Genomic DNA, 24,229 nt, shown 5'->3' with positions numbered 1-24,229 from the left:
CAGAGGCTTTGCACCGGAGATAGCACGAAGCCCCTAAGAAACGTTTACGTGGTGGGTATTCGTCGGATCAGGAAGCGTGCCGATTTCCGCCATTCTGCTTGGCGAGAATATCGCGGTAGAGGCGCAGCAGCGACGAGGACATGACCGAGGCGGAAAAGGTTTGCTTGAAGGTGGCGGAGTCCGGCATCACCTTGGCGAACCACGCGGGATCGCTGACAGCGTCGACCATCACCCTGGCAAGCGCGTCCGCATCGCCGGGGTCGGCAAGCGCGATGCTGTTTCGCCCGAGCACTTCGGGAATGCCGCCGACGCGGCTTGCAATGACGGGCTTGCGGGCGGCAAGCGCTTCCAGGACGATATAGGGCATCGCCTCGGCGCGCGACGGCACGACGACGTTGCGGGTCATTGCGAAAGCATCATGCGCCTTCATGGCGGGCAGCAGGCCGATACGGCGGCCAAGCCCCCAGCGCAGCATCATCTTTTGGTATTTTTCCCTGTCCGGCCCATCGCCGATCATCAGGGCGGAGAGCGGCCGGCCGACGAAGCGTTCGGTGCGGGCGAAGGCGTCGACGAAGACGTCGGGTCCCTTCAGGTCGCGCAGCATGCCGATATAGAGGAAGTCGACCGCGTCTTCCCGGGCGTAGACGGTCTCGAAGTCGCGATCGTGGATACCGTTATAGATGCGTTCGGCGCGAATGCGCGGCTTGCCTACGCGGGCGAGATAGGCGTCGCGCTCGAAATCGCAGACGAAGACAAGCGCATCGCCCAAGCGTTCGAGCATCCGCTCGGCGGCGAGGATCGAGAAACCGGCCATGGTCTTTCGATCATAGTGCAGGCTGCCGCCGTGCGGCGAATAGAGGCGGGCTACGCAATACCTGTTCACCCGCAGGGCTGAGCCGATGAGACGGGCAATGGCGCCACCCTTGGCGCCGTGCCCGTGCAGGACATCCGGCTGCAAACTTTTTATTTCACCGTAACATTTCCAGAAGGCGCCGATATCCCGCGGGCCGACGGCGCGGCTGATCGGCACGCGAATGAGGCCGAGCGAAAGATAGGGACGGATTTCATCGAACAGCGAATCCTCGAACGAGCCCCCGGTGAGGCTGTCGCAGACGATGCCGACTTCATGGCCCGCCTTCGCATGGAACTCGGCAAGATCGCGCACATGGCGGAAGATTCCACCGATGGGCGACCGGAAACAATGAATGATGCGCAGAGGACGTTCGTCCGTCATGTTTTTCAGAACAGCCGTTCGCGGACATAAATCGTGTCGCCGGCCAGGACCGGATCGGAAATCGATACACGGCCCGTAATGATCTTTCCGTTAATCTTGCGCGTCACATCGACATCGCCCTGGTTGGCGCGCGGCGAGAAGCCGCCGGCGACGGCAATGGCGTTCTGGATGGTCATGCCCGCAACATAGCTGTACTGCCCGGCCTGGCCGACTTCACCCATGAGATAGATGGAACGGTAGCGATCGACCTCGATGGAGACGTCGGGATCGCGCAGATAGCCCTGGCGCAGTTTTGCCGCGATGATGCTTTCCAGTTCCTGGAGCGTCTGGCCGCGCGCCGGCACCCCGCCGATGAGCGGGAAGGCGACATAGCCGGCCTGGTCGATCGTATAGGTGTTGCTGAGCCCTGGCTGTTCGAACACGGTGACGCGCAAGCGATCGCCGCTGTCGAGGCGATAGGGCTGGATGGTCGCCTCGTGGAAGGCCTTGGGGGCAGGGCGGTAGCCGCTGCAGCTCGAAACGGCCGGCACGATGAGTGCCAGCGCGAGCAGCATGCCCTTGTTGATCGTTGCGAACGCCATTCGCTTTCCCAATCCCGGAAATCTGAAGTCTGGCCTTCGTTATCGATCCGTTAGGGTTAATGGCTGGTAAAGGACGAGGGTGGATAAGAGCGGGAAATGCAGATTTTTTCACGCCGCGCGCGTGAATTGGTGTCTGCTCTACTCGTGGTGGTTAACGCTTAGGTTACCATGTTTGTTTACGGTGCGGGCAATTCGTCGCGTTCGGAGTAGGGATATGTCAGGCGTTCAGGGAAGCCAGCAGGATGTCGATATCGACCTTGGCGGTCTTTTCGGCGCAATCTGGCGCAACCGTATGCGTGTGCTCATGGCGACCGTGGTCGGCGCGGGGATCGCGTTTGCGGGCGCGAGCCTGATCACGCCCAAATACAAGAGTGAAGCCCGGCTCCTCATCGAAACGCGCGAACCCGCCTTTACGACGGGCACGGACCGGACGCAGAGCCGGGAGCAGCCGCCCTTCGACGAACTTGGCATTGCCAGCCAGGTCCAGCTCCTGAAATCCGCCGACCTCATGAAACAGGTCGCGCGGAACTTGAAGCTGTCGGAGCTGGAGGAATTCGACCCGACCGCACAGCCATCCGCTGTCTCCGACCTGCTCGTCGTCTTCGGCCTGAAGAAGAACCCGCTCGATCTCGCGCCGGAAGACCGCGTGCTGAAGGAATTTGCCGAAAAGCTCACTGTCTACCAGGTGGAACGCTCGCGCGTTGTCGCCATCGAGTTCAGCTCGAAGGATCCGCGCCTTGCGGCTGCGATTCCAAACGAGATGGCAAAGGTCTTCCTGTCGCTGCAGAGCGGCGCCAAGCTGGACACCAATTCCGAGGCGACGCGCTGGCTGGAGCCGGAAATCGCCAACCTGCGCGAAAAGGTGCGGGAAGCCGAACAGAAGGTTGCCGAATACCGTTCGCAATCCGACCTTCTGCCGACAGGGGAGAACGGTACGTTCGCGGTGCGGCAGCTGACGGACATTTCGGCCGAAGTCACCCGTGTGCGCGCCGAGCGTGCCAATGCGGAAGCGCGGGCGGAAAGCGTGCGCGCCGTGCTGAAGAACGGTGGTGCGCCGGACACGCTGGCGGATGTCGTCGGCTCGCAGATGATCCAGCGGCTCAAGGAAAGCGAATCGCAGATCCAGGGCCAGATTTCCGATCTTTCGACGTCACTTCTCGACGGACATCCGCGTCTCAAGGGGTTGCGTTCGCAGCTCGTGGGCATTCGCACGCAGATCAAGGCCGAAACCCAGAAAATCCTGGCCAGTCTCGAAAACGAGGCCAACACGGCGCGGCTGCGCGAAGCCCAGCTTGTCCAGCAACTCAACACGCTGAAGGCCGACAGTGCGCGCGCCGGCGAGGACGAAGTCGGGCTCAAGGCGCTGGAGCGCGAGGCAACGGCCCAGCGCCAGCTGCTTGAAACCTATCTCGCCCGCTACCGCGAGGCGACATCGCGCACCGACAGCGGCTCGACCCCGGCCGATGCACGCATCATTTCCGCTGCCGCGGAGCCCACGGAAGCCGCCTTCCCGAAGGTCCTGCCGATCACCATCGTCGGCGGCGTCGTCGGTTTCACCTTGAGTTCTATCGCCATCCTGCTCTCCGAGCTTTTCAGCGGCCGCGCGCTGAAGCCGGTCGGCGCGGCGGCCGTCGTGGCGCATCGGCGCGAGGAAGAGATCGACGAGGATGTGGCGGAGACCGTCGTGGTCGAGCCCGTCGCCAAGCGGGTGCCGTTGGTGCGCGAGGATCTCGGCGTCGTGAAAGACATCCATGCCCCGGCAAAATCCCTGCTGTCGAGCATTGAACCTGAAGACGAAGACGAAGACGAAGACGAGGAAGAAGAGGAGCAGAGCATGCGTCCTTCCCTGATTGATATGCCCGCCTTCGAAGACGAAGGCGATTTTTCGGTCGCAGCCGTTGCCCGGCACATGATCGAGAACAATGTTTCCGTTGCGATTTCCGTCTCGCCTTCCGGTGACCGCGGCTCGACGGCGACGGTGATGCTGGCCCGCCGGATTGCCGAAGATCATCGCAAGACGCTTCTGATCGACCTGACCGGTTCGGCCTGCCCGACGCGGCTGATGGCGCAATCGACCCAGGTGCCGGGTATCACGGACCTTCTCGTCGGCGATGCCGCCTTCGGCGACATCATCCATGGTGACCGTCTTTCCAGCGCGCATATCATTCCGCGTGGCAATGCCAACATCAAGCGCGCAATGCGCGGCATCGACCGGTTGGCCATGGTGATCGATTCGCTCGCCGACGCCTATGACACGGTGATCGTGGAGTGCGGCCCGGCCGAGGTCGAGGGCGTGCGTCGCCTGACGCGGGGAGAGGAGACGGATATCATCCTCTCCATTCCGGGCGCCGAAGAAGATGAGATCGTCGACCTGATCAGCGCCTTCGGTGAGGCCGGTTACAGCGAGATCGTGCTGATGACGGGTGAGGGGGCAGAGCCGCCCCGGCGTCCCCGCCGCCGCGCTGCCTGATGGTTCAGTCCGCGCCTTCGCCGGCGCGGACGAATTCTGTCTTGCCGGAGCGCATGCGCTGCAGGAAGGCATAGACCTGCGGGTTCTGCTTGATGAGGCGCTTTGCACCCGCCTTTGCCCGATGCACGGCGGCAACCACGCTGCCGGCTGCCGTCGTCGGCCAGAGCAGGTCGTGCTGCGGCGTCTCGATCGTGCACCAGGAGCGCTTGTACGCCTGGTCGCCGATGCCGAAATCGAACAGGCGAACACCTTCACCGCACAGCTTGTGGATTGCCAGATAGAACAGGAATTCACCGGGGCTGGCATCCGCCGCGATGCTCTCGTCGATCGAGCCGAACTGGCAGATCACATGGTCGCCCTTACGCGATAGGCCGGCAATCGCCACGATATGTCCTTCATGCTCGCCCTTGAGGCGCACGGCATGAAGCTGCAGCGGATAGGTGTCCGCGTCGCTTTCGACGGCGACCAGCTTGCGGAAGAAGTTTCGCGTTTCCTCGTCGCGAAAGACGTCCGGCAGGCGCATCGTGTCGAAACGCGCGGCTTTCTGGAGGAAGAAGGTTTCCAGCAGGAGGCGGCCCTCTTCGGGCGTATCGGCGACAACGTGTTCGTAACCGCCAAGCGCCTCGACGCGACGTTCGGAATTGCGGAATTTTTTGCGGCGACGCTTGGCATTGACCTGCGCCAGCGTGCGTTCGAAACTCTCGAACAGTTCGAGCTGGAAGGCGGCGTTCTGGTTCAGCACCGACGGCAGGTCGGCAAAGGAATTCGTCTGGCCGCGCCAGTCGAGCGGCACCTTTTCCAAAAGGAAGAGGTCGAAGTAGCGGGCGAACTGCGCGCGCGCCTGCTCGAAAGCCTGGCGCAGCCGCGGCGGTGCAGCAAGAAAACGGAATTCTTCGGTATAGAGGCCCGTATTGATGTTGCTGAACGGGGTGGCGAGGAAGCGTGCCGTGCGTACGGGGCCATGGCGCACGATTTCCAGCGGCAGGATGAGGTGCGTCTTCCCGCCGGAAAAACCTTCGACGATCAAGAGCTTGCAGGCATGGGTTTCGGCCCAGGCGCGGCACCAGTCATAGCTCTGGTGAAGCGAGAGATTGTTATCGGCTTCAAGGGCACGCCAGCGGGTTTCCAGCGTTTCCATGCGGTCATGCAGGCGGATGGACAGAGGCACGACCGAGGGCGTGCGCCCCTCATCGGCAACCGACCCCAGATATCGGACCGCGAGTTCGCGCTCGGACGGCATGACCTGGAAATTGAGTTGCATCGCTCCCATGGGCTCGACCCTTATGCCTCTGGCTAGCGGCCGCACCGCCGCAAAAACACCATAGGCACGAGGTTTGGGAAAAGAGTTTAAATCCACTGACCGCGCCGGGCGTGCCCGGAGAAATTGGCCGGCGCGGTTAGCAATTTCATAACGAAATCCGACAAAAGCCGACGGGATAGGAGACAGACATGCAGACATGGCGTCCGCCGCAGAAAATTCATGTCAAAGTATTGGGCCTTGCCTGGCACCAGGATCGTCTGTTCGCGGCGGAAGTGACGCGCGACGACGGCACCGTGAAGGGTGTTCGCCCGCCCGGCGGCACCATTGAATTCGGCGAGACGCGCGAGGAGGCGCTGGTGCGGGAATTCCAGGAGGAATTCGGCTGCGGTATCGCGATCGAAGGGCCCTGGGCGACCTTCGAGAACCTGTTCCGGCACGAGGGTGCGCAGGGTCACGAATTCATCTTCGCAGCCAACATCCGCCTGCTCGACGAAAGCCTCTACCAGCGCTCCGAAATCACGCTTGTCGAACACGACCGTTCGGTCTGGACGGCACGCTGGTTCATGCCGCATGCGCTTCTGGATGGCGTGGAGCTCTACCCTAGCGGACTTTCCGCGCATCTGGTGCGAGCCGCTCGGCGATAGGTTTTAACGAAGCCAGCCGGTGGAAAGAGCACTCGCCCATTCATGCTGGCTGCGCCTCTCTGCAAGTTGGGCCATCGCCATGTGATCGTAGCTTACAAGATGGAAGGATGCGTCCCACGTGCCGCCGCGCTTTTCGATGATGGCATAGCGTGCATGCGGCGAACCTGTCTCCACCTTGTGCGGCAACGGCTCGTCATCGTCGTAGGCTGGCGAGCCCACGCTGCCAGGATTGACGACCAGCCGGCCATCACGCAGGCGGACCATGCGGGCGAGATGCGTGTGGCCGCAGAGCAGGACGGGATAGTCATTGCCTTCTGCCAGGGACTCGATGCGCTCGATCGATGAAAGTCGCATTCCGCCCTCGAATGCTTCGTCCAGCCAGTAGACCGTGTCTGTCTGCGGTGTTCCGTGGCAGAGGAAGATTTCGTTGTGAAGGACCGCCGTTGCCGGCAGCTGCTCCAGCCAGTTCAGGTGATGCGCCTCGAGTTGCGCATGCGCTATGCGGTCCCAGCTTCCCATCGCCGCCCGTTCTTTCTCGACGAGCCAGCGGTCATGATTGCCGCGAATGCAGACGATGTCCGGCCGTGAAAGCAGGATATCGGCCGTGCGGCTCGCATTCAGCGCGCCGCTCAGATGATCGCCGAGATTGACGATTTCGGTGATGCCCCGGCGCTCGATGTCCGCAAGGACAGCGTCCAGTGCGAGATCGTTGCCATGAATATCGGCGATGACGGCGATCCGCATGACGCCTACTCGTCGCGCGGCTTGCCCGGCTTTTCCATCCATTTGATGATGAACATGGCCGGCAGGATCCACAGCACACCGGTGACCGTGAAATAGAGCAGGTGGATGTACCAGGGCGATTGTCCCAGCGTGGCAACCGCGACGGTGGTCGCGACCAACGCATAGACGAGGACGAGGATGATGATCAGTACCGTGCCGATCAGTTTTCTGAGGCGAGGGGGCATTGTCGGTCTTTCAATTCTTTCATGCTGGCAAGGGCGCGACGGCATGCCGCAAAGCTTCGGGCCTTGTTTTGCACGGGCTGGTCAGGCAAATCAACGCCAGAGCAGGTCCGGTAAAAGCGTGCGAGCGGTTTTGCGTCCGGAACTGCGCAAATTTAGCCAAAGCGACAGCCGAACCGACGCTTTGGAAAAGGAGCCGATGGAATGAGCGCCATGACCGCGACTGCATATCGCAGCCAGAACGACACGGACAGGACCGACCGCAATCGTCGGCAGGTGCGCCGCTGGCTGGGCTTCGTGCTGTTCACGCTGTTCGTGCTGGTGCTCGTCGGCGGCGCGACGCGGCTTACCGAATCCGGTCTCTCCATCACCGAATGGAAGCCGATCCATGGTGTCATCCCGCCGATTACGGCTACGGAATGGCAGGAGGAATTCGACCTCTACAAGCGCATTCCGCAATATGAGCAGATCAACAAGGACATGACCGTCGAGGAGTTCAAGACGATCTTTTGGTGGGAATGGGCACACCGGCTGATCGCGCGCTCCATCGGCTTCGTCTTCGCCGTGCCGCTCGCCTTCTTCTGGCTGACCGGCCGCATCGAAAAGAAGCTCCGCTGGCCCTTGGTCGGCCTTTTGGCGCTCGGTGGTTTTCAGGGCTTCATCGGCTGGTGGATGGTGTCTTCCGGCCTGGCGGATCGCGTCTCGGTCAGCCAGTACCGGCTGGCAACCCACCTCACCATCGCCTGTCTGATCTTCGCCTGGACGACGTGGCTGATGCGCGCGCTCTCGCCGCACAGCGACGATCCGGCGCCGACCGCGACGTCCCGGCGCATGGCCGGTATTATCGCCTGCATGGCGATCTTCCAGATTTATCTCGGTGCGCTCGTCGCCGGCCTCGACGCCGGCCTCACCTACAATACCTGGCCGCTGATGGACGGTGCCGTGGTGCCGGGTGGCCTGTTCGTGCAGCAGCCCTGGTGGATCAATCTCTTCGAAAACCCGAAGACCGTGCAGTTCGTCCATCGCATCGGCGCCTATGTGCTCTTCGCGCTCGTCGTCATTCACATGATCTCGTCGCTTCGCGCCGCCCCCGAGACAACGCATGCCCGCCGCGCGCTCGTACTCTTCGGCCTCGTCTGTCTTCAGGCGACGATCGGCATTCTGACGCTGATCTGGCAGGTGCCGCTGGGTTGGGCGCTCGCGCACCAGGGCGGTGCGCTGGTCGTGCTCGGTTTTGCCATGGCGCATTGGCGCGGGTTTTATGGAGAATATCCGCGGGTCATGGCGGACGACTGATCGCGATCAGGTGCGCATGAGGACGTTGCGGACCGCCGCGGCAACGGCAAGTTCGTCGTCACGATCTTTTTCGTTTCCGTCTTCCTCATGCCATGCTGCCGACAGGCAGCCATAGGCAAAGCCGTAGCGCAGTATGGTGCGGACATCACGGCCGAGCGTTTCGGCGAAGATATCCGCCATCGCCGCGATTCTCTCCTCGTCGCGGGTGAGGTCGAAACGGTCGAGTGGGTTGGAAAACATGTTGGCGACATCGAGCGCCGGGTCGCCGATCAGTCCCGCCGGGTCGATGATGAGCCAGCCGCGCGGGCCGGACACGATGTTTTCGTGGTGAAGGTCGCCGTGTAGCGGCTTGATATCCCGCTGGCCGGCGATCAGCGCCTCGGCGATGGCCGCCGCCTCCGAATACGGACCTTTGACGCCCTCCCGGTGATCCCGTTCGGCCTTGTCGAACAGGCTCGAGAAATAGCGCGGGAGTGTAAGCAGGCTTGCCGGCGGCGGGGTGTCGGACGGACGATGATAGTCTCGCAACACCGCGGCGGCGATGCGCGTCGCGTCCGCGTCGCCGTGGGAAAACAAATGATCCCGCAGCGTCGTCGTGCCGGCATGTTCCATCAGCAGCATGTCGTCGGAGCGGGCAAGGAGCCTCACGCAGCCGACACCATCCCGCCAATCAAGGAAATCTGCACCACGTAGGCTGTCTTCCAGGACCTTCGGTTTCAGATGCTTGACGATCGCGCGCGTGCCATCGGCAAGCGTCGCTTCATAGACGCTGCCGGCGGGAGTGTCGGCGATAAGACCGGCACTTTCGATGCGCCACGCGATAGGGAAGACCGGATGTTTGCCCGTCATCCCTTCAGCATCAGATCCATGTTCTGCACGGCCGCACCCGAGGCGCCCTTGCCTAGATTGTCGAGCAGGGCGACGAGATTGACGTGGGGGCTACCAGCGGTGCCGAAGACGTAGAGCTTCATGCGATCCGTATCGGCGAGTTCCACGGCGTTGACACGGGCGAGGTTGGCGCTTTCCTTGAGATCGACGACCGCGACGATGTCCTGGCCGGCATAGTGCTCGGCCAGCGCCTCATGGATGGAGCCGAGCGAGGCGTGCTCGTTGAGGTCTGCCAGATAGAGCGGAACCTGTACGATCATGCCCTGCGCGAACTTGCCGACGGAGGGCGAGAAGAGCGGTGCGCGCGACAGCATGCCGTGCACCTGCATTTCTGGCACATGCTTGTGCTTCAGCGGCAGGCCGTAGAGGAAGTGCGGCGAATCGATATGCTCCGGGTGCCCGGCATCCTCCATCTGCGCGATCATCTGCTTGCCGCCACCCGTGTAGCCGGAAACGGCGTTGACCGTGACCGGGTAGTCTTCCGGCAGGATGCCGGCGAGCCGCAGCGGGCGCAGCAGGCCGATCGCACCGGTCGGGTAGCAGCCCGGATTGGCGACATAACGCGCATCCGCGATCTTCTTCGGCTGATCGTGGTCCATTTCGGCGAAGCCATAGGCCCAGTTCGGGTCGACGCGGTGCGCTGTCGAGGTGTCGATGATGCGGACGGAATTGTTGCCGGAAACCATGGCCACGGCTTCCTTGGCCGCATCGTCCGGCAGGCAGAGGATCGCGACGTCGGCGCTGTTGAGCAGGTCTTCGCGCAATTGCGCATTGCGGCGTTCGGCTTCCGGGATGGAGAGCAGCTCGACATCGTTGCGGCCGGCCATGCGCGTGCGGATCTGCAGGCCTGTCGTGCCGTGTTCGCCATCGATGAAGATCTTCGGTTTCATCTGCAATCCAATCCTGCCAGTGCTTCCAGCATTCCAGCAAAACTATGCAACGGTTTTGCGTCCGGACGTGCGGAAAAGAGATTTCGCGGCCCGATATAGACCCTCGACCAGTCGCATTCAATGCCGCGCCGTCAGCGTCGCTCCGCCAGCGTCTCGGCGTGAAGGCCCAGCATGTACATGGCGATGTTGGAGGCGGCGATGGCGGTGATATCCGCGTGGTCGTAGGCGGGCGCGACCTCGACGACGTCCGAGCCGACGATGTTCAGCGCGCCGAGCTTACGCAGGACCGAGAGGATGCGGGCGCTCGAGGGGCCGCCGGAGACCGGGGTGCCGGTGCCGGGCGCGAAAGCCGGGTCGAGGCAATCGATATCGAAGGTGAGGTAGGTCGCCCTGTCGCCGACATGGTGGACGATCGCATCGGCGATCTCGGCGGCGCTCATCTCTTCGACATCGTAGCCATAGAGAATGCGGATGCCGCAATCCTCCGGCGCATGGGTGCGGATACCGATCTGGATCGACGTTTCGGCATCGATCAGGCCCTCGCGCACGGCAGTACCGACGAAGGAGCCGTGGTCGATACGGCCCTTTTCATCGGCCCAGGTATCCTGGTGGGCATCGAACTGCACGAGCGAGAGAGGGCCGTATTTTTCCGCGTGCGCGCGCAAAAGCGGCAGCGTGATGAAATGGTCGCCGCCGAGCGTCAGCATATAGGCGCCGGATTTCAGGATCTTCTTCGCCTCGCGCTCGATCGTTGCCGGCGTCTTCTGGTGGTTGCCGTAGTCGAGCAGGCAATCGCCGTAGTCGATGACGGCCATGTCCTCGAAGAGGTCGCGCTCGAAGGGATATTGTGGATCGTTGTCCATGATCGCCGAGGCGCGGCGGATCGCCTGTGGCCCGAATCGCGTGCCCGGGCGGTTGGACGTTGCGGCATCGAAGGGAATGCCCCAGACGACCGCATCGACATCCTTCAAGACCTTGCTGTAGCGCCGGCGCATGAAGGAGAGAATGCCTGCATGGGTGGGGTCCGAGGCAGCGCTCTTCAGCGTCTTGGCGGTGATGGCATGATCGATCGTCTTGTTGGCCACGATGAGGTTCCCGTTTGCTGTCGCCCTTGGAGGGATATGCTGTTTCAGCAAAATGCCGGCACGACGGCAAGCCCCGTCACTGAAAAGAAAAGAGGGTGGCCATGGTCACAGGGGTGGCAGGCGCCTGGCGACGGATGTTCCCTTGATAACGGCCGTGCTGGTCACGGCATGGTCCGAAAGAGCCTCCAGGACGTCATCCATCTCCTCTATCGAATGCACGACGAGGCGAGCGAGAAACGGGTCGTCGCCGGTGATCTTGTCGCATTCTATGAATTGCGGGGTGTCCTGGATCAGTTTCTCCACCACGTGCAGCTTTCCAGGCAGCGGCCGGATGCGCACCATGGCCCGGATCTGATAACCGAGGGCGCGCACGTCCACGTCGAGTGTGAAGGACCGTATGGCGCCGCTGGCCTCCAGCTTGCGCACCCGTTCCGACACGGCGGGCGCCGACATGCCGATGAGCCGGGCCAGCTCGCTCATGGACAGCCGCGAATCGGCGTCGAGCGCAGTCAGTATGCGAGAATCGGCCCCATCAATCTGAGACTTTCCGGATTGAAGGCCGTGAGGGGTTTTTGAGCTGGACATGATGCCAGGATAGCCATTTCACCTTTGCTTATCCATGGAATTCGTACCTTTCACCCTCCATGATCGTGCGTCATAGGAGTGACCCATGCTGATTGGTATTCTTGCCGGCCTCACAACATGCGCGTTGTGGGGATTGACGTTCATTGCGCCTCGCGCCGTGGATCCCTTTTCCACCTTCGACCTGACGGTCGCACGGTACGGGATTTTCGGCATGGCTTCCGTGCTGTTCATGCTTCACCCGCGCTTCCGGCCTCGCGGTCTCGCGGCGAGGCGCTGGCTGGTCGGCCTGCTTCTGGGCGGTGTGGGATATGTGGGATATTTCGTCGCCGCTGCCTATGCGGTGAAACTGGCGGGGGCGGCTGTTCCACCGCTCGTCATCGGCACCATGCCGGTGCTGTTGGCGCTCATTGCGAACTGGCGGGATCGCTCCGTCCCGTGGCGCTCGCTCGCTTCTCCCCTGGGGTTGATCGTCGCGGGCGTGGCCGTCGTCAATATGTCGGTGATCGAGGCGGCCGGGCAGGAGGGGCGCGAGGCCGTCCTGCTCGGCGTCCTTGCCGCATCAATCGCGCTTGTGGTCTGGATCATCTACGGCCTCGCCAATGCGGCCGTCATGTCCGCCCCGGATGCGCCCGATGGTGTGCACTGGACGGGTGTGCAGGGGATTGGAGCTGCGATCGGCAGCATGATGCTCCTGCCTTTGACGTCGTTCTCGACGCAGGACATCGCAAGTGCCGAGATGGCAAACTTTCTCGCCTGGGCTTTGCTGATGGGCCTTGCGGGATCGTGGGTCGCCACGTTTTGTTGGGTCATCGCTTCAGGCCGATTGCCGCTAGCACTGGCTGCGCAACTCATCGTCGCGGAAACCGTGTTCGGTCTGGCTTATGGCTTTCTGTTCGAAATGCGCTGGCCCGATGCTGCCGAATGGACAGGAGCGCTGCTGCAGCTCGCTGGTGTCACGGCGGCAATTCTTCTCTTCAGCAGGCCGTGCGTTGCTTGCCCGTAGCGCCGGGAAACCAGGCCGAAAAACGAAAAGGCCGGGGCGAACCCCGGCCTTTCCTGAAGAACAAGTCTTCCGAGCGATTAACGCTTGGAGAACTGGAACGAACGGCGTGCCTTCGCACGGCCGTACTTCTTGCGCTCGACGACGCGCGAGTCGCGGGTCAGGAAGCCGCCCTTCTTGAGGACCGGACGCAGGCCCGGCTCGAAGTAGGTCAGTGCCTTGGAGATGCCGTGACGAACGGCACCGGCCTGGCCGGACAGACCGCCGCCAGCGACGGTCGCGTCGATGTCGAACTGGCCATCACGGGCAGCCGCGATGATCGGCTGCTGCAGGATCATCTGCAGAACCGGACGGGCGAAGTAAGCTTCGAACGACTTGCCGTTGACGGTGATCTTGCCGGAACCCGGCTTGACCCACACGCGGGCAACAGCGTCCTTGCGCTTGCCGGTGGCGTAGGAACGGCCCTGGGCGTCAACCTTCTTGACGTGAACCGGGGCGGAGGCAGCGGGAGCTGCGGCAGCGACGCCGAGGTCCTTGAGCGAGGAGAGGTCGGCCATTATCAGGCGCTCCTTGTGTTCTTGCTGTTCAGCTTGGCGACGTCGAGGGTGACGGGCTGCTGGGCTTCATGCGGGTGGTTGGAGCCGGCGTAGACACGCAGGTTCTTCATCTGGCGACGGCCGAGCGGGCCGCGCGGAACCATGCGCTCAACAGCCTTCTCGAGAACGCGCTCCGGGAAGCGGCCTTCGATGATCTGGCGAGCCGTGCGCTCCTTGATGCCGCCCGGGTAACCGGTGTGCCAGTAGTACGTCTTGTCGGAGTACTTCTTGCCGGTGAAGACGACCTTGTCGGCGTTGATAACGATGATGTTGTCACCGTCGTCGACGTGGGGCGTGAAGGTGGCCTTATGCTTGCCGCGCAGGCGGTTTGCGATGAGGGTAGCGAGGCGACCGACAACGAGGCCTTCGGCGTCGATGAGGATCCACTTCTTCTCTACCTCGGCGGGCTTCTGTACGAAGGTTCCCATGGGAGTAGCTCTTTCTTTAGAGTCCCGAAGCCTTGTGGGGCTTGGGCGTTTCTTGTTGCTTGGTTTGGCCCCTTGCGGATGCCAAAAATCGAACGCGGCCCCTGAGGACCGCGATCTGGAGCGGCTTATAAGCGAGAGCCGATAGTGCGTCAAGGGATGCGATTTGGCTGGCACTAAAGATAAATAAGCAAAAACAATGCGTTACGAAAGAGGTATTTTGATACCACACATTATCGCGGCGGAATCGAATAGGTCGCGGTGGCATGGGCCACCAGATCGTCGCCATTTTCGTCGAAAATGGACGCCTCCACCACTGCCAGCCGTTTGCCAAGCTTGAGAATCCGGCAGGTGCAGGAGAGGGGGCCGGGTTTGGGTTTGCGCAGGAAGTTGATGTTGAGGTTGGTGGTGACGGCAAGCGCCACCGGGCCGATATGGGCGAGCACCACGCAATAGGCCGCCACGTCGGCAAGCGCGAACAGGGTGGGGCCGGAGATCGTGCCGCCGGGACGCAGGTGCCGCTCGTTTGGAACGAGCCGCATGACGACCATGCCGGGGCCGACCGTGTTGACGTCGAAGACCTTGCCGTCGGTATGAATTTGCGGAAAATCGGTTTCAAGGAAGCGGTTTAGCGCTTCCGCATCCATGACCGGCGTCAGTTTCATTGGCTCTCGTCTCCTGTCGTGGGTGTTACAGACCGATTTGCTGGCCGCGGCAAGCCCTCTCAAAGTCTATGCCGCCGCGCTTGAAACCATTTGCGGCCGGGCGTAGGACCAAGGGAAAGAGAGCAGCGAAGGAGGCCGGTCATGGCGGATGTGGTATCGTTCAGGAAAGAGGAGCCCGCAGGGCTGTTGCGGGTCGAGCGCTACGAGCCGATCCTGCGGATCACACTCAACAACCCGCCCGCCAACGCCCTCTCCATCGCCGTCATGGAGGCGCTGGGGGAGGCGCTGGACGCCGTCGCCAATGACGAGGCCATTCGCATCGTCGTGCTGGCCTCGACGGGAAAAGTCTTCTCCGCCGGCCACGACCTCAAGGAAATGACCGCACGCCGTAACGACGCAGATGGCGGCCGCGCCTTCTTCGAGAAGACCATGCGCATGGCGGCGGATATCATGCTGAAAATCGCCGCGCTGCCGCAGCCCGTGGTGGCGGAGATCGACGGCCTTGCGACGGCTGCGGGCTGCCAGCTCGTTGCAAGCTGCGATCTTGCCATCTGCACCGACACCTCGACCTTCTGTACGCCGGGCGTCAATATCGGCCTGTTCTGCTCGACGCCGATGGTTGCCGTCACCCGCGCCGCCCGCCCCAAGCAGGCGATGGAGATGCTGCTCACTGGCGAGACCATAGACGCCTCGACCGCCAAGGATTTCGGTCTCGTCAACCGCATCGTGCCGCAGCAATATCTCCGCCAGGTCGTCGACAAATACGCCGCCGTCATTGCCTCGAAGTCACCGCAGGCGCTGCGCATCGGCAAGGCCGCCTTCCGCGCCCAGGCCGGCCTGCCGCCGGCAGAGGCCTACGACATCGCCGTCGCGACGATGGTGGACAACATGTTCGCCGATGATGCGCGGGAGGGCATTGGCGCCTTTCTTGGCAAGCGCATGCCGGAATGGGGGCAGACATAATGGCGAGGATTGCACGTTTCCAACGAGATCAAATGGACCGTCTTCAGCTTCACGATGAGGTTGAGGCCAAACTCTTTGTCCAAGACGGTGAGGGAGGAAAGTTGATGCAGATATCGACCTATGGCCGACCCGGTCGCCAGGAAGCGGGCAAACCGAGCCAGGTGATCCAGTTGGACGAAGATGGCGCGCGTCAGCTTTTCGAAATCATGAAGACAGAATTCGGCTTCAAGTAACCGCTCACGCCAGCTTCAGCACCAGCACGCCCACCGCAATCACCGCACCGGCAATATAGCGCCAGATGCTGGCCTTCTCCTTGAGAATGAAGACCGAGATAAGGAGGGCGAAGAGGATGGCGGTTTCGCGCAGCGCGGCGACGGTCGCGACGGGCGCTTTGGTCATCGCCCAGAGCGCGAGGCCATAGGAAGCGATGGAACCGGCGCCGCCGAACAGGCCGCGTGCCCAGTTGTGACGGACATGGTTCCAGACCGGGCGGCTGCCGCGCCGAAGGATTGCCCAGCTGAAAAGCAGGATAGGGGGCAGCAGCGACATCCACAGCGTATAGGAGACAGCGTTGCCGGAGACGCGCGCGCCCGCGCCGTCCACGAAGGTATAGGTGGCGATGACGGCGGCGTTCGCCAGCGCATAGACGATGGCGCGCCGGCTGCCATGTCGGGACTCGAAGGCCAGCGTCAAGACACCCGCGGAGATGACCAGGACGCCAGCCATGGCGGTGGGCGTGAGATGTTCGCCAAGAATGAAACCGCTCGTGGTGGCGACCAATAGCGGTGCAGCGCCACGCATCAGCGGATAGACGAGGCCGATGTCGCCCGCCCGGTAGGCGGCCGCGACGAGCTGGAAATAGGCGAACTGCAGGACGGCCGACGTCAGGATGAACGGCCAGGTATCCGGATGGGGCAGCGGCACGAAGGCAAGGAAGGCGAGGCCCACCATGCCGCCGCCGAGCGAGACCATCGCGGCATCGAGCGACTTGTCCGTGCCGGATTTGACGAGGGCATTCCAGGTCGCATGCAAGGCCGCGCCGAACAGCACGAGAAAGAGAACGTCTAGCGGCAATCTGGAACCTCGAGGAGGAAGGCACAGGCGGAAGAAGCGCCCTTCATCTGCCCAACGGCCGGGATTTGCAATCGGGATTTCCAGCAAATCTTGTGATCCGGACGGCAAATTCCGTGATAACTGGCCCGAAACGGAACAGTTTCTCCCCGGGGCCGCGTATAAACACAGTCGTCTTCTTTAAGGTTCTGCGCTAGACTACAACTTGCAAGACAAGTGAGAGACGGTCGCGAACGCCGGAGGAGGCAGCGATGAACCACGATCACTATGCCGACAGCTACATCCGCCACATCCTGAAATCGGTTCACACGATCGCCGTACTCGGCGCATCGCCGAACGACGGGCGCCCGAGCCACGGCGTGATGGGCTTCCTGCTCGGCAAGGGCTACCGCGTCATTCCGGTCAATCCGGGCCATGCCGGCAAAACCATCCTCGGGCAGACCGTCTATGCCCATCTCGCCGATATTCCCGAACCGATCGATATGGTCGATGTCTTCCGGGCTGCGAACCAGCTGGGTGCGGTGGTCGACGAGGTTTTGGCCCTTCGCCCGCTGCCCTCCGTGCTCTGGGGCCAGTTCACCGTGCGCGACGATGCGGCTGCCGCCCGCGCGGAGGCTGCCGGCCTGCAGGTCGTGATGGATCGCTGCCCGGTGACGGAGTATCCGGTGCTGATGCTCAAGGCGTCCTGACGGTCGTCAAACATTGACTTCACGTTGCGTTACCCCAATTCTCCCACGAGAAACGGGAAAGCACCATGAATCACGATTCCTATCCGGACTATTATATCGCCGACATCCTGCGCTCGACGAAGGTCATCGCGCTTGTCGGTGCGTCACCGAACCCGGAACGGCCCAGCCATCGCGTCATGGCTTTCCTGTTGCGAAAGGGCTACCGCGTCATTCCGGTCAATCCCGGTCAGGCCGGCAAGGAAATCCTTGGCCAGCCCGTCGTCGCGCGCCTTGCTGATATCGTCGAGCCGATCGATCTGGTCGACGTTTTTCGCGCGGCGGATGCGCTGCCGTCGGTTGTCGCGGAGGCGTTGGCGCTGGACCCGCTGCCAAAGGCGATATGGGGGCAGCTCTCCGTGCGTCACGATGCGGCTGCCGCAACAGCGGAGGCGGCGGGCATCAAGGTGGTGATGGATCGCTGCCCGGCCATCGAATATCCGCGCCTCGTCGCGTGAAGTTTTCCGGCGCGCAAGACGGATTGTCGCTGCTGTCCTTTTCCAGAAAATCTTTCTTTGACCGGCTCTTATCGCTCTGAAATAGTGCGCCGACTTTAGCCAGGGAGGCCATTTCATGACGAAGAATAAACCCGGATTTTCCACGCTCGCCGTCCACGCCGGCGCACAGCCGGACCCGACGACCGGTGCGCGCGCGACGCCGATCTACCAGACCACCAGCTTCGTTTTCAACGACACGGACCACGCCGCCTCGCTGTTCGGCCTGCAGGCTTTCGGCAATATCTACACGCGCATTATGAACCCCACGCAGGCCGTGCTCGAAGAGCGCGTCGCGGCGCTGGAAGGCGGCACGGCAGCACTCGCCGTCGCCTCCGGCCATGCCGCACAGCTCCTGGTCTTCCACACGATCATGCGTCCAGGCGACAATTTCATTTCGGCCCGCCAGCTCTATGGCGGCTCGATCAACCAGTTCGGCAATGCCTTCAAGAGTTTCGACTGGCAGGTGCGCTGGGCCGATACCAGTGACCTTTCCTCCTTCGAAAGCCAGATCGACGACCGGACCAAGGCGATCTTCATCGAGAGCCTGGCCAATCCCGGCGGCACCTTCGTCGACATCGCCGGCATCGCTGAAGTGGCGCACCGCCACGGCCTGCCGCTCATCGTCGACAACACGATGGCGACGCCCTATCTCGTTCGCCCGCTGGAACACGGCGCCGATATCGTCGTGCATTCGCTGACGAAATTCATGGGCGGCCACGGCAATTCCATGGGCGGTGTCATTGTCGATGGCGGCACGTTCGATTGGACGGCTTCCGGCAAATACCCCGCGCTGTCGGAGCCGCGGCCGGAATATGGCGGCGTGGTGCTGCATGCGACCTTCGGCAACTTCGCTTTTGCCATCGCCTGCCGCGTGCTTGGCCTGCGTGACTTCGGTCCCGCCATCTCGCCGTTCAATGCCTTCCAGATCCTGACCGGTATCGAGACTTTGCCGCTCAGGATGCAACGCCATTGCGACAATGCGCTCGCCGTCGCCAAATGGCTGAAGGCGCATGACAAGATCTCCTGGGTCACCTATGCCGGCCTCGACGACGATCCGAACCACGCCCAGCAGCAGCGCTATTCGCCGAAGGGCGCGGGCGCCGTCTTTACCTTCGGCCTGAAGGGTGGCTACGAATCGGGCAAGCGCTTCGTCGAGGGGCTGGAAATGCTTTCGCACCTGGCAAATATCGGCGACACGCGCTCGCTGGTCATCCACCCGGCCTCCACGACCCATCGCCAGCTCACGGAAGAGCAGCAGGTGGCAGCCGGTGCCGGCCCGGATGTCGTGCGGCTGTCGATCGGCATCGAGGACGTCGCCGACATCATCGCCGATATCGAACAGGCGCTGGCCAAGGCCTGATCCTTCCCGGGCGGCCGTAGCGGCCGCCCGTTTTTCCTTCACTGAACGGACAAAATCATGAGCAAGGCGCAACCCTTCGACATTGCCGGCATCGAACCTGAAGTGGGCAAACCGGCCGCGGACCGGTTGATTTCCGGCGACCCCGTCTTCACCAGCTGGAACATCGAGGAGGCCGATGGCGGCATCTATTCCGGCATCTGGCAGTCGTCGCCCGGCAAATGGCGCATCCAATATGACGAGTGGGAGTATTTCCACATCCTCGAAGGCCACTCGATCGTCACCTCCGACGAAGGCGAGGTCTTCACTCTCAAGGCCGGCGACCGCCTGATCCTGAGACCTGGCTTCAAGGGGAGCTGGGAAGTCGTTGAAACGACTCGCAAGGATTACGTTATTATATCGTAGTCGTTGGCGGGCGGCGTAATTGCTCAAGCTCGTCATTGACAACGGTCCAGAGGTACCCGTCAATTCGTTGTCGCTTATTCTCTATCTCTTTGATGGTATCTTTAACTTCTTCGCTATCATTGGTGCCCTTAAGTCGTGCAAGCCTGATTTTATGAATATATGACTCTGCCAAGAAATTTTGATATATGGTTGTAGGTTGTGCGAAAGATATCTGTGAGTATATTCTTCTGCGATACACCTCGGCTTCTTCGTAGCATAATATTGCTTCGTTTTTCTGCGATAGGTATTCGTAGCATTTAGCTTTGCTTGAAAGGATTCCTGATATCCAAAGATTTCTTGTGTTTTCATTTATCTTTATCTGTTTAAATATATTTAAAGATTTGTTAAAGCGATCGAGCGCATAATGTATTAATCTTTCTCCTTCAGCTGAATTTTTCGATTCTTGCTCGAGAAATCCTTCATTCCGTAGGCAGAGACCCATGAAATTTAGCGCGACCGCGCTTAAAAACCGCTCTTTATGATTGGAGAGCTATGCCGCTTCAAGTCATTGAAGTCTCCACGATTAAACGGTGGAGATCTGCGCCTGCTAAGCTTCATGTATTGGGCGATATTGTGGGCTAATATCAAATACGGATCAACTTGCTCTCGGCTACTGTTAAGTATTGAAAGTATTTTTTCATAAAATTCTATATCTTCAGAGTAGTATGCAGGAAGGTAAGATGTAAGAAGAGCTCTCTTGAATAGGTTTGGCCTGGGAGATTCCGTGTTGTTTATCTGATTATAAAAAAATGCCCGCCATGATGGCCAATTTATTAGCAAATCAAAAGCTGAGAAGTTTTCATCGATAATTTTATTGGACTTGTAGTCTTTGCAAATCCAAGAGGCGAGCTTCGGAATGCCTTTTATTAGGGTTGGGCAAACTTCTGTGTTGGCTCCTTGGAGATCGGAAGGGAGGGAATTCCTGTCCGCTCCGATAATATATACCGTAATTGCTCCTTTTGGTAATCTGTTTATAAGGTATCCCCACTCAAACATGAGGTTTTCGCGAAAATAATATCGCCCGGTAATATCCTGAGCCGGTTCTGCCAGAATTATTGCGCGGCTGGCAGAATTCATCTGTTCTATTACACGCGGGCCAAGGAAATAATTATCATCTATGCTCTGGGAATTGCCGCCAACGATCGTATCTATAGATGATCCACTAAGCCTTCTGGCAACGCTTTTAGCGAGTTCCTGATTTCCGCCCCAGACAATGAAGATTTTCTCATTTAAGTGATACATCTATATCCTGCAGCGCGATTAATTTTTGCGTGAGGAATATTCAGTATTTTTTCTGTTTATGACAATAAATATTTTCACAAATTCGAGTTTTTGGGCTGAGCTTGGGTGGGCATATGTTTACGCACTGCTCCCAAAGCCTGTAAGCGTCGTCACCATTCTAGCTTCAGCGTCTCGAGCCCGTGGAAATGGTAGACATCCTTGACCACGGGCTTTTTCGCGATCTTGAGCCGCGGCAGGCGCTGGAAGAGGATCGGCAGCGCGATGTTCAGCTCCAGCCGGGCAAGCGGCGCGCCGATGCAGAAATGGATGCCGGCACCGAAGGAGAGGTTGACACCCTCGTTGCGAGCCGGTTTGAAGACGAGCGGATCGGAAAACTTCTTCGGATCGAGATTGGCGGCGGCGAGGATCATCGCCACCTTGTCGCCACGCCGGAACTGGATGCCGTCGAGCTCGACGTCCTCCAGCGCGAAACGATCGAAGATGTGCACCGGGGCGGAAATGCGCAGGCATTCCTCCACCGTTCGTTCCGTCGACTTTTCGTCGGCAAAGAGCAAAGCCGGGTCGGCATTGTTTTCGAGGATGGTGCGCACGGCATTGCCGATCTGGTGCACCGTCGCCTCGTGGCCGGCGTTGAGCAGCACGATGGTGGTGGAGATCAGCTCGTCCTCGGTCAAAAGCTGGCCGCGGTGCTCGGTGTGCACCATGTGCGAGAGCAGGTCGTCGCGTGGCTCTGCCCGGCGCTCGGCGATCACGCTGCGCACATAGTCGGAAAACTCCTGCGCCGCCTTGTCGGCGTTAAGTTCGTCCTCCGGCGTGCGGCCGAACATGTACATGCGCACATAGGCATGCGACCATTTCAGCAGCTGCGGCCCCATCTCGTCCGGAATCCCGATCATGCGGGCAATCATCGTCACCGGCAGGATATCGGCGAAGGCGGATAGCAGTTCGACCTTGCCGTCCTTCTCGAAACGGTCGATCGCCTGGTGGCAGAGGTCGGTGATTTCCGGCGTCAGCCGGTCGATTATGCGCGAGACGAAGGCGCGGTTGACGAGCGTGCGCAGCCGCGTGTGTTCCGGCGGTTCAAGCTCCAGCAGCGACCAGGCTTCCGCCGCATCGAAATGCGCGAGATGCGCCTGTGGCTCGGGCATACCGAGTTCTTCGCGCGTCGCCACATGCAGGATCTGCCGGCCAAAGCGGCGGTCGCGCAGCAGGCCGTTTACATGGTCGTAGCCGGTGAAATACCACATCTTCTGCTCTTCCCACCAGAAGGTGGGACAGTGCGCATGCAGCGCCGCATAGACCGGGTTCGGATCGCGGTAGAAATCAGGATTGCGGCCGTCGAGGGAGACGCGGCGGCTCGCGGGATCGATGGAGAGGAAGGGAAAATCTGTCGTCGTCATGGAGATGACCTAGCGGATTTCGTCGCGCCGTGAAAGCGCGACGATCTCGTGGTCAACAGCCGCATCATTTTCCGATGGCGATACCTTCGCGGCGCGGATCGGCGGCCCCCTTGAGGCCATCTGCGGAAAGTTCGATGGCGTGCAGGCCCGAATTCATCTCGCCCACCTTCACCTCATAACCGAGGGCCTTCAGCGGTTCGGCGAGTTTTTCGGCGTCGGTGCCGGCTTCGAGGTCGTAGGGGCCGAAACGGTTGATGAGGTGCGGCATGGCGACAATCTCTCCGACATCCATGCCCCAGTCGATATGGGCGATCAGTGCCTGCGCGACATAGCCGATGATCTGGCTGCCACCGGGCGAGCCGATGGCCAAAAGCGGTTTGCCGTCCTTCAGCACGATCGTCGGCGACATGGAGGAGCGCGGGCGTTTTCCCGGCTCGACACGGTTGGCAACGGGCACGCCGTCGTCATGGGTCTTGAAGGAGAAGTCGGTGAGTTCGTTGTTGAGCAGGAAACCACCGGTCATCAGCCGTGAGCCAAAACCGTTTTCGATGGTCGTGGTCATCGAGACGACGTTGCCGTCCTTGTCGACGATGACGAAATGGCTGGTGGAGGGCAGTTCGATGGCCGCGTCGCGGCCGAAGTTGAAGGCGTGGTCCCATTCCGGTTTGCCTGATGTCACCGCATCGTCGCCAAGCGCCTTGTCGCCATCGAGCAGCTTGGCCCGTTCGCCGAGATAGGTTTTGTCGATGAGCCCCTTGACCGGGATGGGCACGAAATCCGTGTCGGCGAGGTAGCGTTCGCGGTCGGCGAAGGCCAGGCGCTGGGCATCGCCGATCAGCCGCCAGCTTTCCGGATTGTCCCTGCCGAGCGCCTTCAGGTCGAAATTCTCCAACATGCCGAGCATCTGGCCGATGGCGACTGCACCGGAGGAGGGCGGTCCCATGCCGCAGATGTCGAGCGCGCGATAGTCGATGCAGACGGGGCGCCGTTCCTCGACGCGGTAATTGGCGAGGTCGGCGAGCGAGAGCACGCCGGCATTCTTGCCGGACATGCGCACGGTATCGACGATCGCATCGGCAATCGGGCCGGTGTAGAACGCCGAAGCCCCGCCTTGCGCAATTGCAGAGAGCGTTTCGGCATAGGCGGGGTTCTTGAGGATGGTGCCGGCCTTCAATGGCGCGCCGTCGGCGCCGAAGAAATAGGAGGTCGTCGTTTCGAAGGTCTTCAGCTTGTCGCCTTCCGCGGCGATCAGTTTGGCAAGGCGCGGCGAGACGGCAAAGCCATCGCGGGCAAGCCCCTCTGCCGATGCGAAGAGACTTTTCCACGCCTTGCGGCCCCAGCGGTTGTGCGCCTCCTGCATCAGCATGACGGTGCCGGGCGTACCGACCGAACGCCCGCCGACGACGGCATCGAAGAATTTGAGGGGCTGGCCCGTCTCATACAGGAAGAGTTTCGGTGTCGCCTCCATCGGCGCGGTCTCGCGGCCATCGAGTGTAGTGATGCGCTTGGCGCCGGCATCGTAATAGAGAAGGAAGGCCCCGCCGCCGAGGCCGGAGGACTGCGGCTCGACGAGGCCGAGCACGGTCTGGACGGCAATCATGGCGTCGATCGCGCTGCCGCCTTCGGCAAGGACCTTTTCGCCGGCCTCCGCCGCCAGCGGATGGGCGGCCGCCACCATATGCTCCTTCGCCGTCACGACTTTGGCGGCGGCGAGGCCGGTTGCGCGCTCGGGTGCAACGCTATCCGAGGCCTGCTGGGCTGAAGCGCCCGTCGCGGTCAGGAAAACAAGCCCGAGGGCTGCAAGAGTTCGTAGTGTCATGGTTGCCTCCGATAGGTGGAGAATATAGTGCGGGCATTCGAAAACGGCAGATGCGGGGCAGCGCGGGATTCACGCTTTCTTTACCGTGCCGGCAGCGCGGTTGTGGAAATCATGGCTCCACGTCGC

Annotated in this window: 26 protein-coding genes; 10 read left to right on the top strand and 16 right to left on the bottom strand. The window is 61.2% G+C overall.

Annotated features, from left to right (window positions below; genetic code table 11):
- Nucleotides 1-67: 67 nt before the first annotated feature.
- Both BSY16_RS08025 and BSY16_RS08020 read right to left on the bottom strand, forming a co-directional pair.
- On the bottom strand, nucleotides 68-1,234 hold the full coding sequence (locus BSY16_RS08025; protein ID WP_069059169.1) for a glycosyltransferase family 4 protein: 1,167 nt from the start codon (nucleotides 1,232-1,234) through the stop codon (nucleotides 68-70).
- Between the two features lie 5 nt (nucleotides 1,235-1,239).
- The gene (locus tag BSY16_RS08020) at nucleotides 1,240-1,788 is read right to left on the bottom strand and encodes a polysaccharide biosynthesis/export family protein (protein ID WP_493104006.1); all 549 of its coding nucleotides are present in this window, start codon (nucleotides 1,786-1,788) and stop codon (nucleotides 1,240-1,242) included.
- A 241-nt stretch (nucleotides 1,789-2,029) separates the two neighbouring features.
- Here BSY16_RS08020 and BSY16_RS08015 point away from each other — a divergent pair, with 241 nt between their 5' ends.
- Entirely contained in the window at nucleotides 2,030-4,285 is a 2,256-nt protein-coding gene (locus BSY16_RS08015; protein ID WP_069059167.1) for a GumC family protein, read from the top strand.
- 4 nt (nucleotides 4,286-4,289) lie between these two features.
- On the opposite strand, the gene BSY16_RS08010 is transcribed toward BSY16_RS08015, so the two are convergent.
- Nucleotides 4,290-5,555 (bottom strand): GNAT family N-acetyltransferase, encoded by a 1,266-nt coding sequence (locus tag BSY16_RS08010; RefSeq protein WP_286157193.1) that lies wholly within the window; start codon nucleotides 5,553-5,555, stop codon nucleotides 4,290-4,292.
- Nucleotides 5,556-5,734: 179 nt separating this feature from the next.
- Here BSY16_RS08010 and BSY16_RS08005 point away from each other — a divergent pair, with 179 nt between their 5' ends.
- Nucleotides 5,735-6,190, top strand: a complete 456-nt coding sequence (locus BSY16_RS08005) for an NUDIX hydrolase (protein ID WP_069059166.1) — start codon at nucleotides 5,735-5,737, stop codon at nucleotides 6,188-6,190.
- A gap of 3 nt (nucleotides 6,191-6,193) precedes the next feature.
- On the opposite strand, the gene BSY16_RS08000 is transcribed toward BSY16_RS08005, so the two are convergent.
- Both BSY16_RS08000 and BSY16_RS07995 read right to left on the bottom strand, forming a co-directional pair.
- Entirely contained in the window at nucleotides 6,194-6,934 is a 741-nt protein-coding gene (locus tag BSY16_RS08000) for a metallophosphoesterase family protein (RefSeq protein ID WP_069059165.1), read from the bottom strand.
- Nucleotides 6,935-6,939: 5 nt separating this feature from the next.
- Nucleotides 6,940-7,158, bottom strand: a complete 219-nt coding sequence (locus BSY16_RS07995; RefSeq protein ID WP_069059164.1) for a DUF2842 domain-containing protein — start codon at nucleotides 7,156-7,158, stop codon at nucleotides 6,940-6,942.
- Between the two features lie 201 nt (nucleotides 7,159-7,359).
- Between BSY16_RS07995 and BSY16_RS07990 the strand changes: the two genes are divergently transcribed.
- Entirely contained in the window at nucleotides 7,360-8,451 is a 1,092-nt protein-coding gene (locus BSY16_RS07990; protein WP_069059163.1) for a COX15/CtaA family protein, read from the top strand.
- A 6-nt stretch (nucleotides 8,452-8,457) separates the two neighbouring features.
- On the opposite strand, the gene BSY16_RS07985 is transcribed toward BSY16_RS07990, so the two are convergent.
- The 4 genes from BSY16_RS07985 to BSY16_RS07970 all read right to left on the bottom strand — a co-directional run bounded on the left by BSY16_RS07985 (nucleotide 8,458) and on the right by BSY16_RS07970 (nucleotide 11,899).
- Nucleotides 8,458-9,300: an aminoglycoside phosphotransferase family protein gene (locus BSY16_RS07985; RefSeq protein ID WP_069059162.1), complete on the bottom strand. Its 843-nt coding sequence runs from the start codon at nucleotides 9,298-9,300 to the stop codon at nucleotides 8,458-8,460.
- Nucleotides 9,297-10,229 (bottom strand): N-acetyl-gamma-glutamyl-phosphate reductase, encoded by a 933-nt coding sequence (gene argC, locus BSY16_RS07980; protein WP_069059161.1) that lies wholly within the window; start codon nucleotides 10,227-10,229, stop codon nucleotides 9,297-9,299. The genes BSY16_RS07985 and argC overlap by 4 nt, the downstream gene beginning before the upstream one ends.
- A 131-nt stretch (nucleotides 10,230-10,360) precedes the next feature.
- Nucleotides 10,361-11,314: an agmatinase gene (gene speB / locus BSY16_RS07975; protein WP_069059160.1), complete on the bottom strand. Its 954-nt coding sequence runs from the start codon at nucleotides 11,312-11,314 to the stop codon at nucleotides 10,361-10,363.
- 105 nt (nucleotides 11,315-11,419) lie between these two features.
- Nucleotides 11,420-11,899 (bottom strand): Lrp/AsnC family transcriptional regulator, encoded by a 480-nt coding sequence (locus BSY16_RS07970; RefSeq protein ID WP_069059159.1) that lies wholly within the window; start codon nucleotides 11,897-11,899, stop codon nucleotides 11,420-11,422.
- A gap of 85 nt (nucleotides 11,900-11,984) precedes the next feature.
- Here BSY16_RS07970 and BSY16_RS07965 point away from each other — a divergent pair, with 85 nt between their 5' ends.
- Entirely contained in the window at nucleotides 11,985-12,902 is a 918-nt protein-coding gene (locus tag BSY16_RS07965) for a DMT family transporter (RefSeq protein ID WP_069059158.1), read from the top strand.
- Between the two features lie 77 nt (nucleotides 12,903-12,979).
- Here the strand turns inward: BSY16_RS07965 and rpsI are convergent, their stop codons facing one another.
- From rpsI to BSY16_RS07950, 3 genes are all read right to left on the bottom strand, one after another.
- On the bottom strand, nucleotides 12,980-13,456 hold the full coding sequence (rpsI, locus tag BSY16_RS07960) for a 30S ribosomal protein S9 (RefSeq protein ID WP_069059157.1): 477 nt from the start codon (nucleotides 13,454-13,456) through the stop codon (nucleotides 12,980-12,982).
- A gap of 2 nt (nucleotides 13,457-13,458) precedes the next feature.
- Nucleotides 13,459-13,923 carry a 50S ribosomal protein L13 gene (gene rplM / locus BSY16_RS07955; RefSeq protein WP_069059156.1) on the bottom strand — a complete coding sequence of 155 codons (465 nt, stop codon included), beginning with the start codon at nucleotides 13,921-13,923 and terminating at the stop codon, nucleotides 13,459-13,461.
- A 230-nt stretch (nucleotides 13,924-14,153) separates the two neighbouring features.
- Complete coding sequence (locus BSY16_RS07950; protein ID WP_069059155.1) at nucleotides 14,154-14,585, bottom strand: PaaI family thioesterase; 432 nt, start codon at nucleotides 14,583-14,585, stop codon at nucleotides 14,154-14,156.
- A 141-nt stretch (nucleotides 14,586-14,726) separates the two neighbouring features.
- Here BSY16_RS07950 and BSY16_RS07945 point away from each other — a divergent pair, with 141 nt between their 5' ends.
- Complete coding sequence (locus BSY16_RS07945) at nucleotides 14,727-15,548, top strand: enoyl-CoA hydratase (protein WP_069059154.1); 822 nt, start codon at nucleotides 14,727-14,729, stop codon at nucleotides 15,546-15,548.
- 32 nt (nucleotides 15,549-15,580) lie between these two features.
- A complete protein-coding gene (locus BSY16_RS07940; RefSeq protein ID WP_069061439.1) occupies nucleotides 15,581-15,781 on the top strand; it encodes a hypothetical protein in 201 nt (66 codons plus the stop codon).
- A gap of 4 nt (nucleotides 15,782-15,785) precedes the next feature.
- Here the strand turns inward: BSY16_RS07940 and BSY16_RS07935 are convergent, their stop codons facing one another.
- Nucleotides 15,786-16,622, bottom strand: coding sequence for an EamA family transporter (locus BSY16_RS07935; protein ID WP_069059153.1), 837 nt, complete (start codon nucleotides 16,620-16,622; stop codon nucleotides 15,786-15,788).
- A 248-nt stretch (nucleotides 16,623-16,870) separates the two neighbouring features.
- On the opposite strand from BSY16_RS07935, the gene BSY16_RS07930 reads away from it, so the two are divergent.
- From BSY16_RS07930 to BSY16_RS07915, 4 genes are all read left to right on the top strand, one after another.
- Entirely contained in the window at nucleotides 16,871-17,308 is a 438-nt protein-coding gene (locus BSY16_RS07930) for a CoA-binding protein (RefSeq protein WP_069059152.1), read from the top strand.
- Between the two features lie 65 nt (nucleotides 17,309-17,373).
- Complete coding sequence (locus tag BSY16_RS07925; protein ID WP_069059151.1) at nucleotides 17,374-17,802, top strand: CoA-binding protein; 429 nt, start codon at nucleotides 17,374-17,376, stop codon at nucleotides 17,800-17,802.
- Between the two features lie 115 nt (nucleotides 17,803-17,917).
- The gene (locus tag BSY16_RS07920) at nucleotides 17,918-19,201 is read left to right on the top strand and encodes an O-acetylhomoserine aminocarboxypropyltransferase (RefSeq protein ID WP_069059150.1); all 1,284 of its coding nucleotides are present in this window, start codon (nucleotides 17,918-17,920) and stop codon (nucleotides 19,199-19,201) included.
- A 57-nt stretch (nucleotides 19,202-19,258) separates the two neighbouring features.
- Nucleotides 19,259-19,603 (top strand): cupin domain-containing protein, encoded by a 345-nt coding sequence (locus BSY16_RS07915; protein WP_069059149.1) that lies wholly within the window; start codon nucleotides 19,259-19,261, stop codon nucleotides 19,601-19,603.
- A gap of 501 nt (nucleotides 19,604-20,104) precedes the next feature.
- Here BSY16_RS07915 and BSY16_RS31370 read toward each other — a convergent pair.
- From BSY16_RS31370 to ggt, 3 genes are all read right to left on the bottom strand, one after another.
- On the bottom strand, nucleotides 20,105-20,884 hold the full coding sequence (locus BSY16_RS31370; RefSeq protein ID WP_083242856.1) for a TIR domain-containing protein: 780 nt from the start codon (nucleotides 20,882-20,884) through the stop codon (nucleotides 20,105-20,107).
- Nucleotides 20,885-21,033: 149 nt separating this feature from the next.
- Nucleotides 21,034-22,284: a cytochrome P450 gene (locus BSY16_RS07910; protein ID WP_069059148.1), complete on the bottom strand. Its 1,251-nt coding sequence runs from the start codon at nucleotides 22,282-22,284 to the stop codon at nucleotides 21,034-21,036.
- A 64-nt stretch (nucleotides 22,285-22,348) separates the two neighbouring features.
- A complete protein-coding gene (gene ggt / locus BSY16_RS07905) occupies nucleotides 22,349-24,103 on the bottom strand; it encodes a gamma-glutamyltransferase (RefSeq protein WP_069059147.1) in 1,755 nt (584 codons plus the stop codon).
- Between the last annotated feature and the right edge of the window lie 126 nt (nucleotides 24,104-24,229).

This window comes from Sinorhizobium sp. RAC02, from assembly GCF_001713395.1.
GTDB lineage: Bacteria > Pseudomonadota > Alphaproteobacteria > Rhizobiales > Rhizobiaceae > Shinella.
This window is presented reverse-complemented; position numbering and strand designations above follow the sequence as displayed.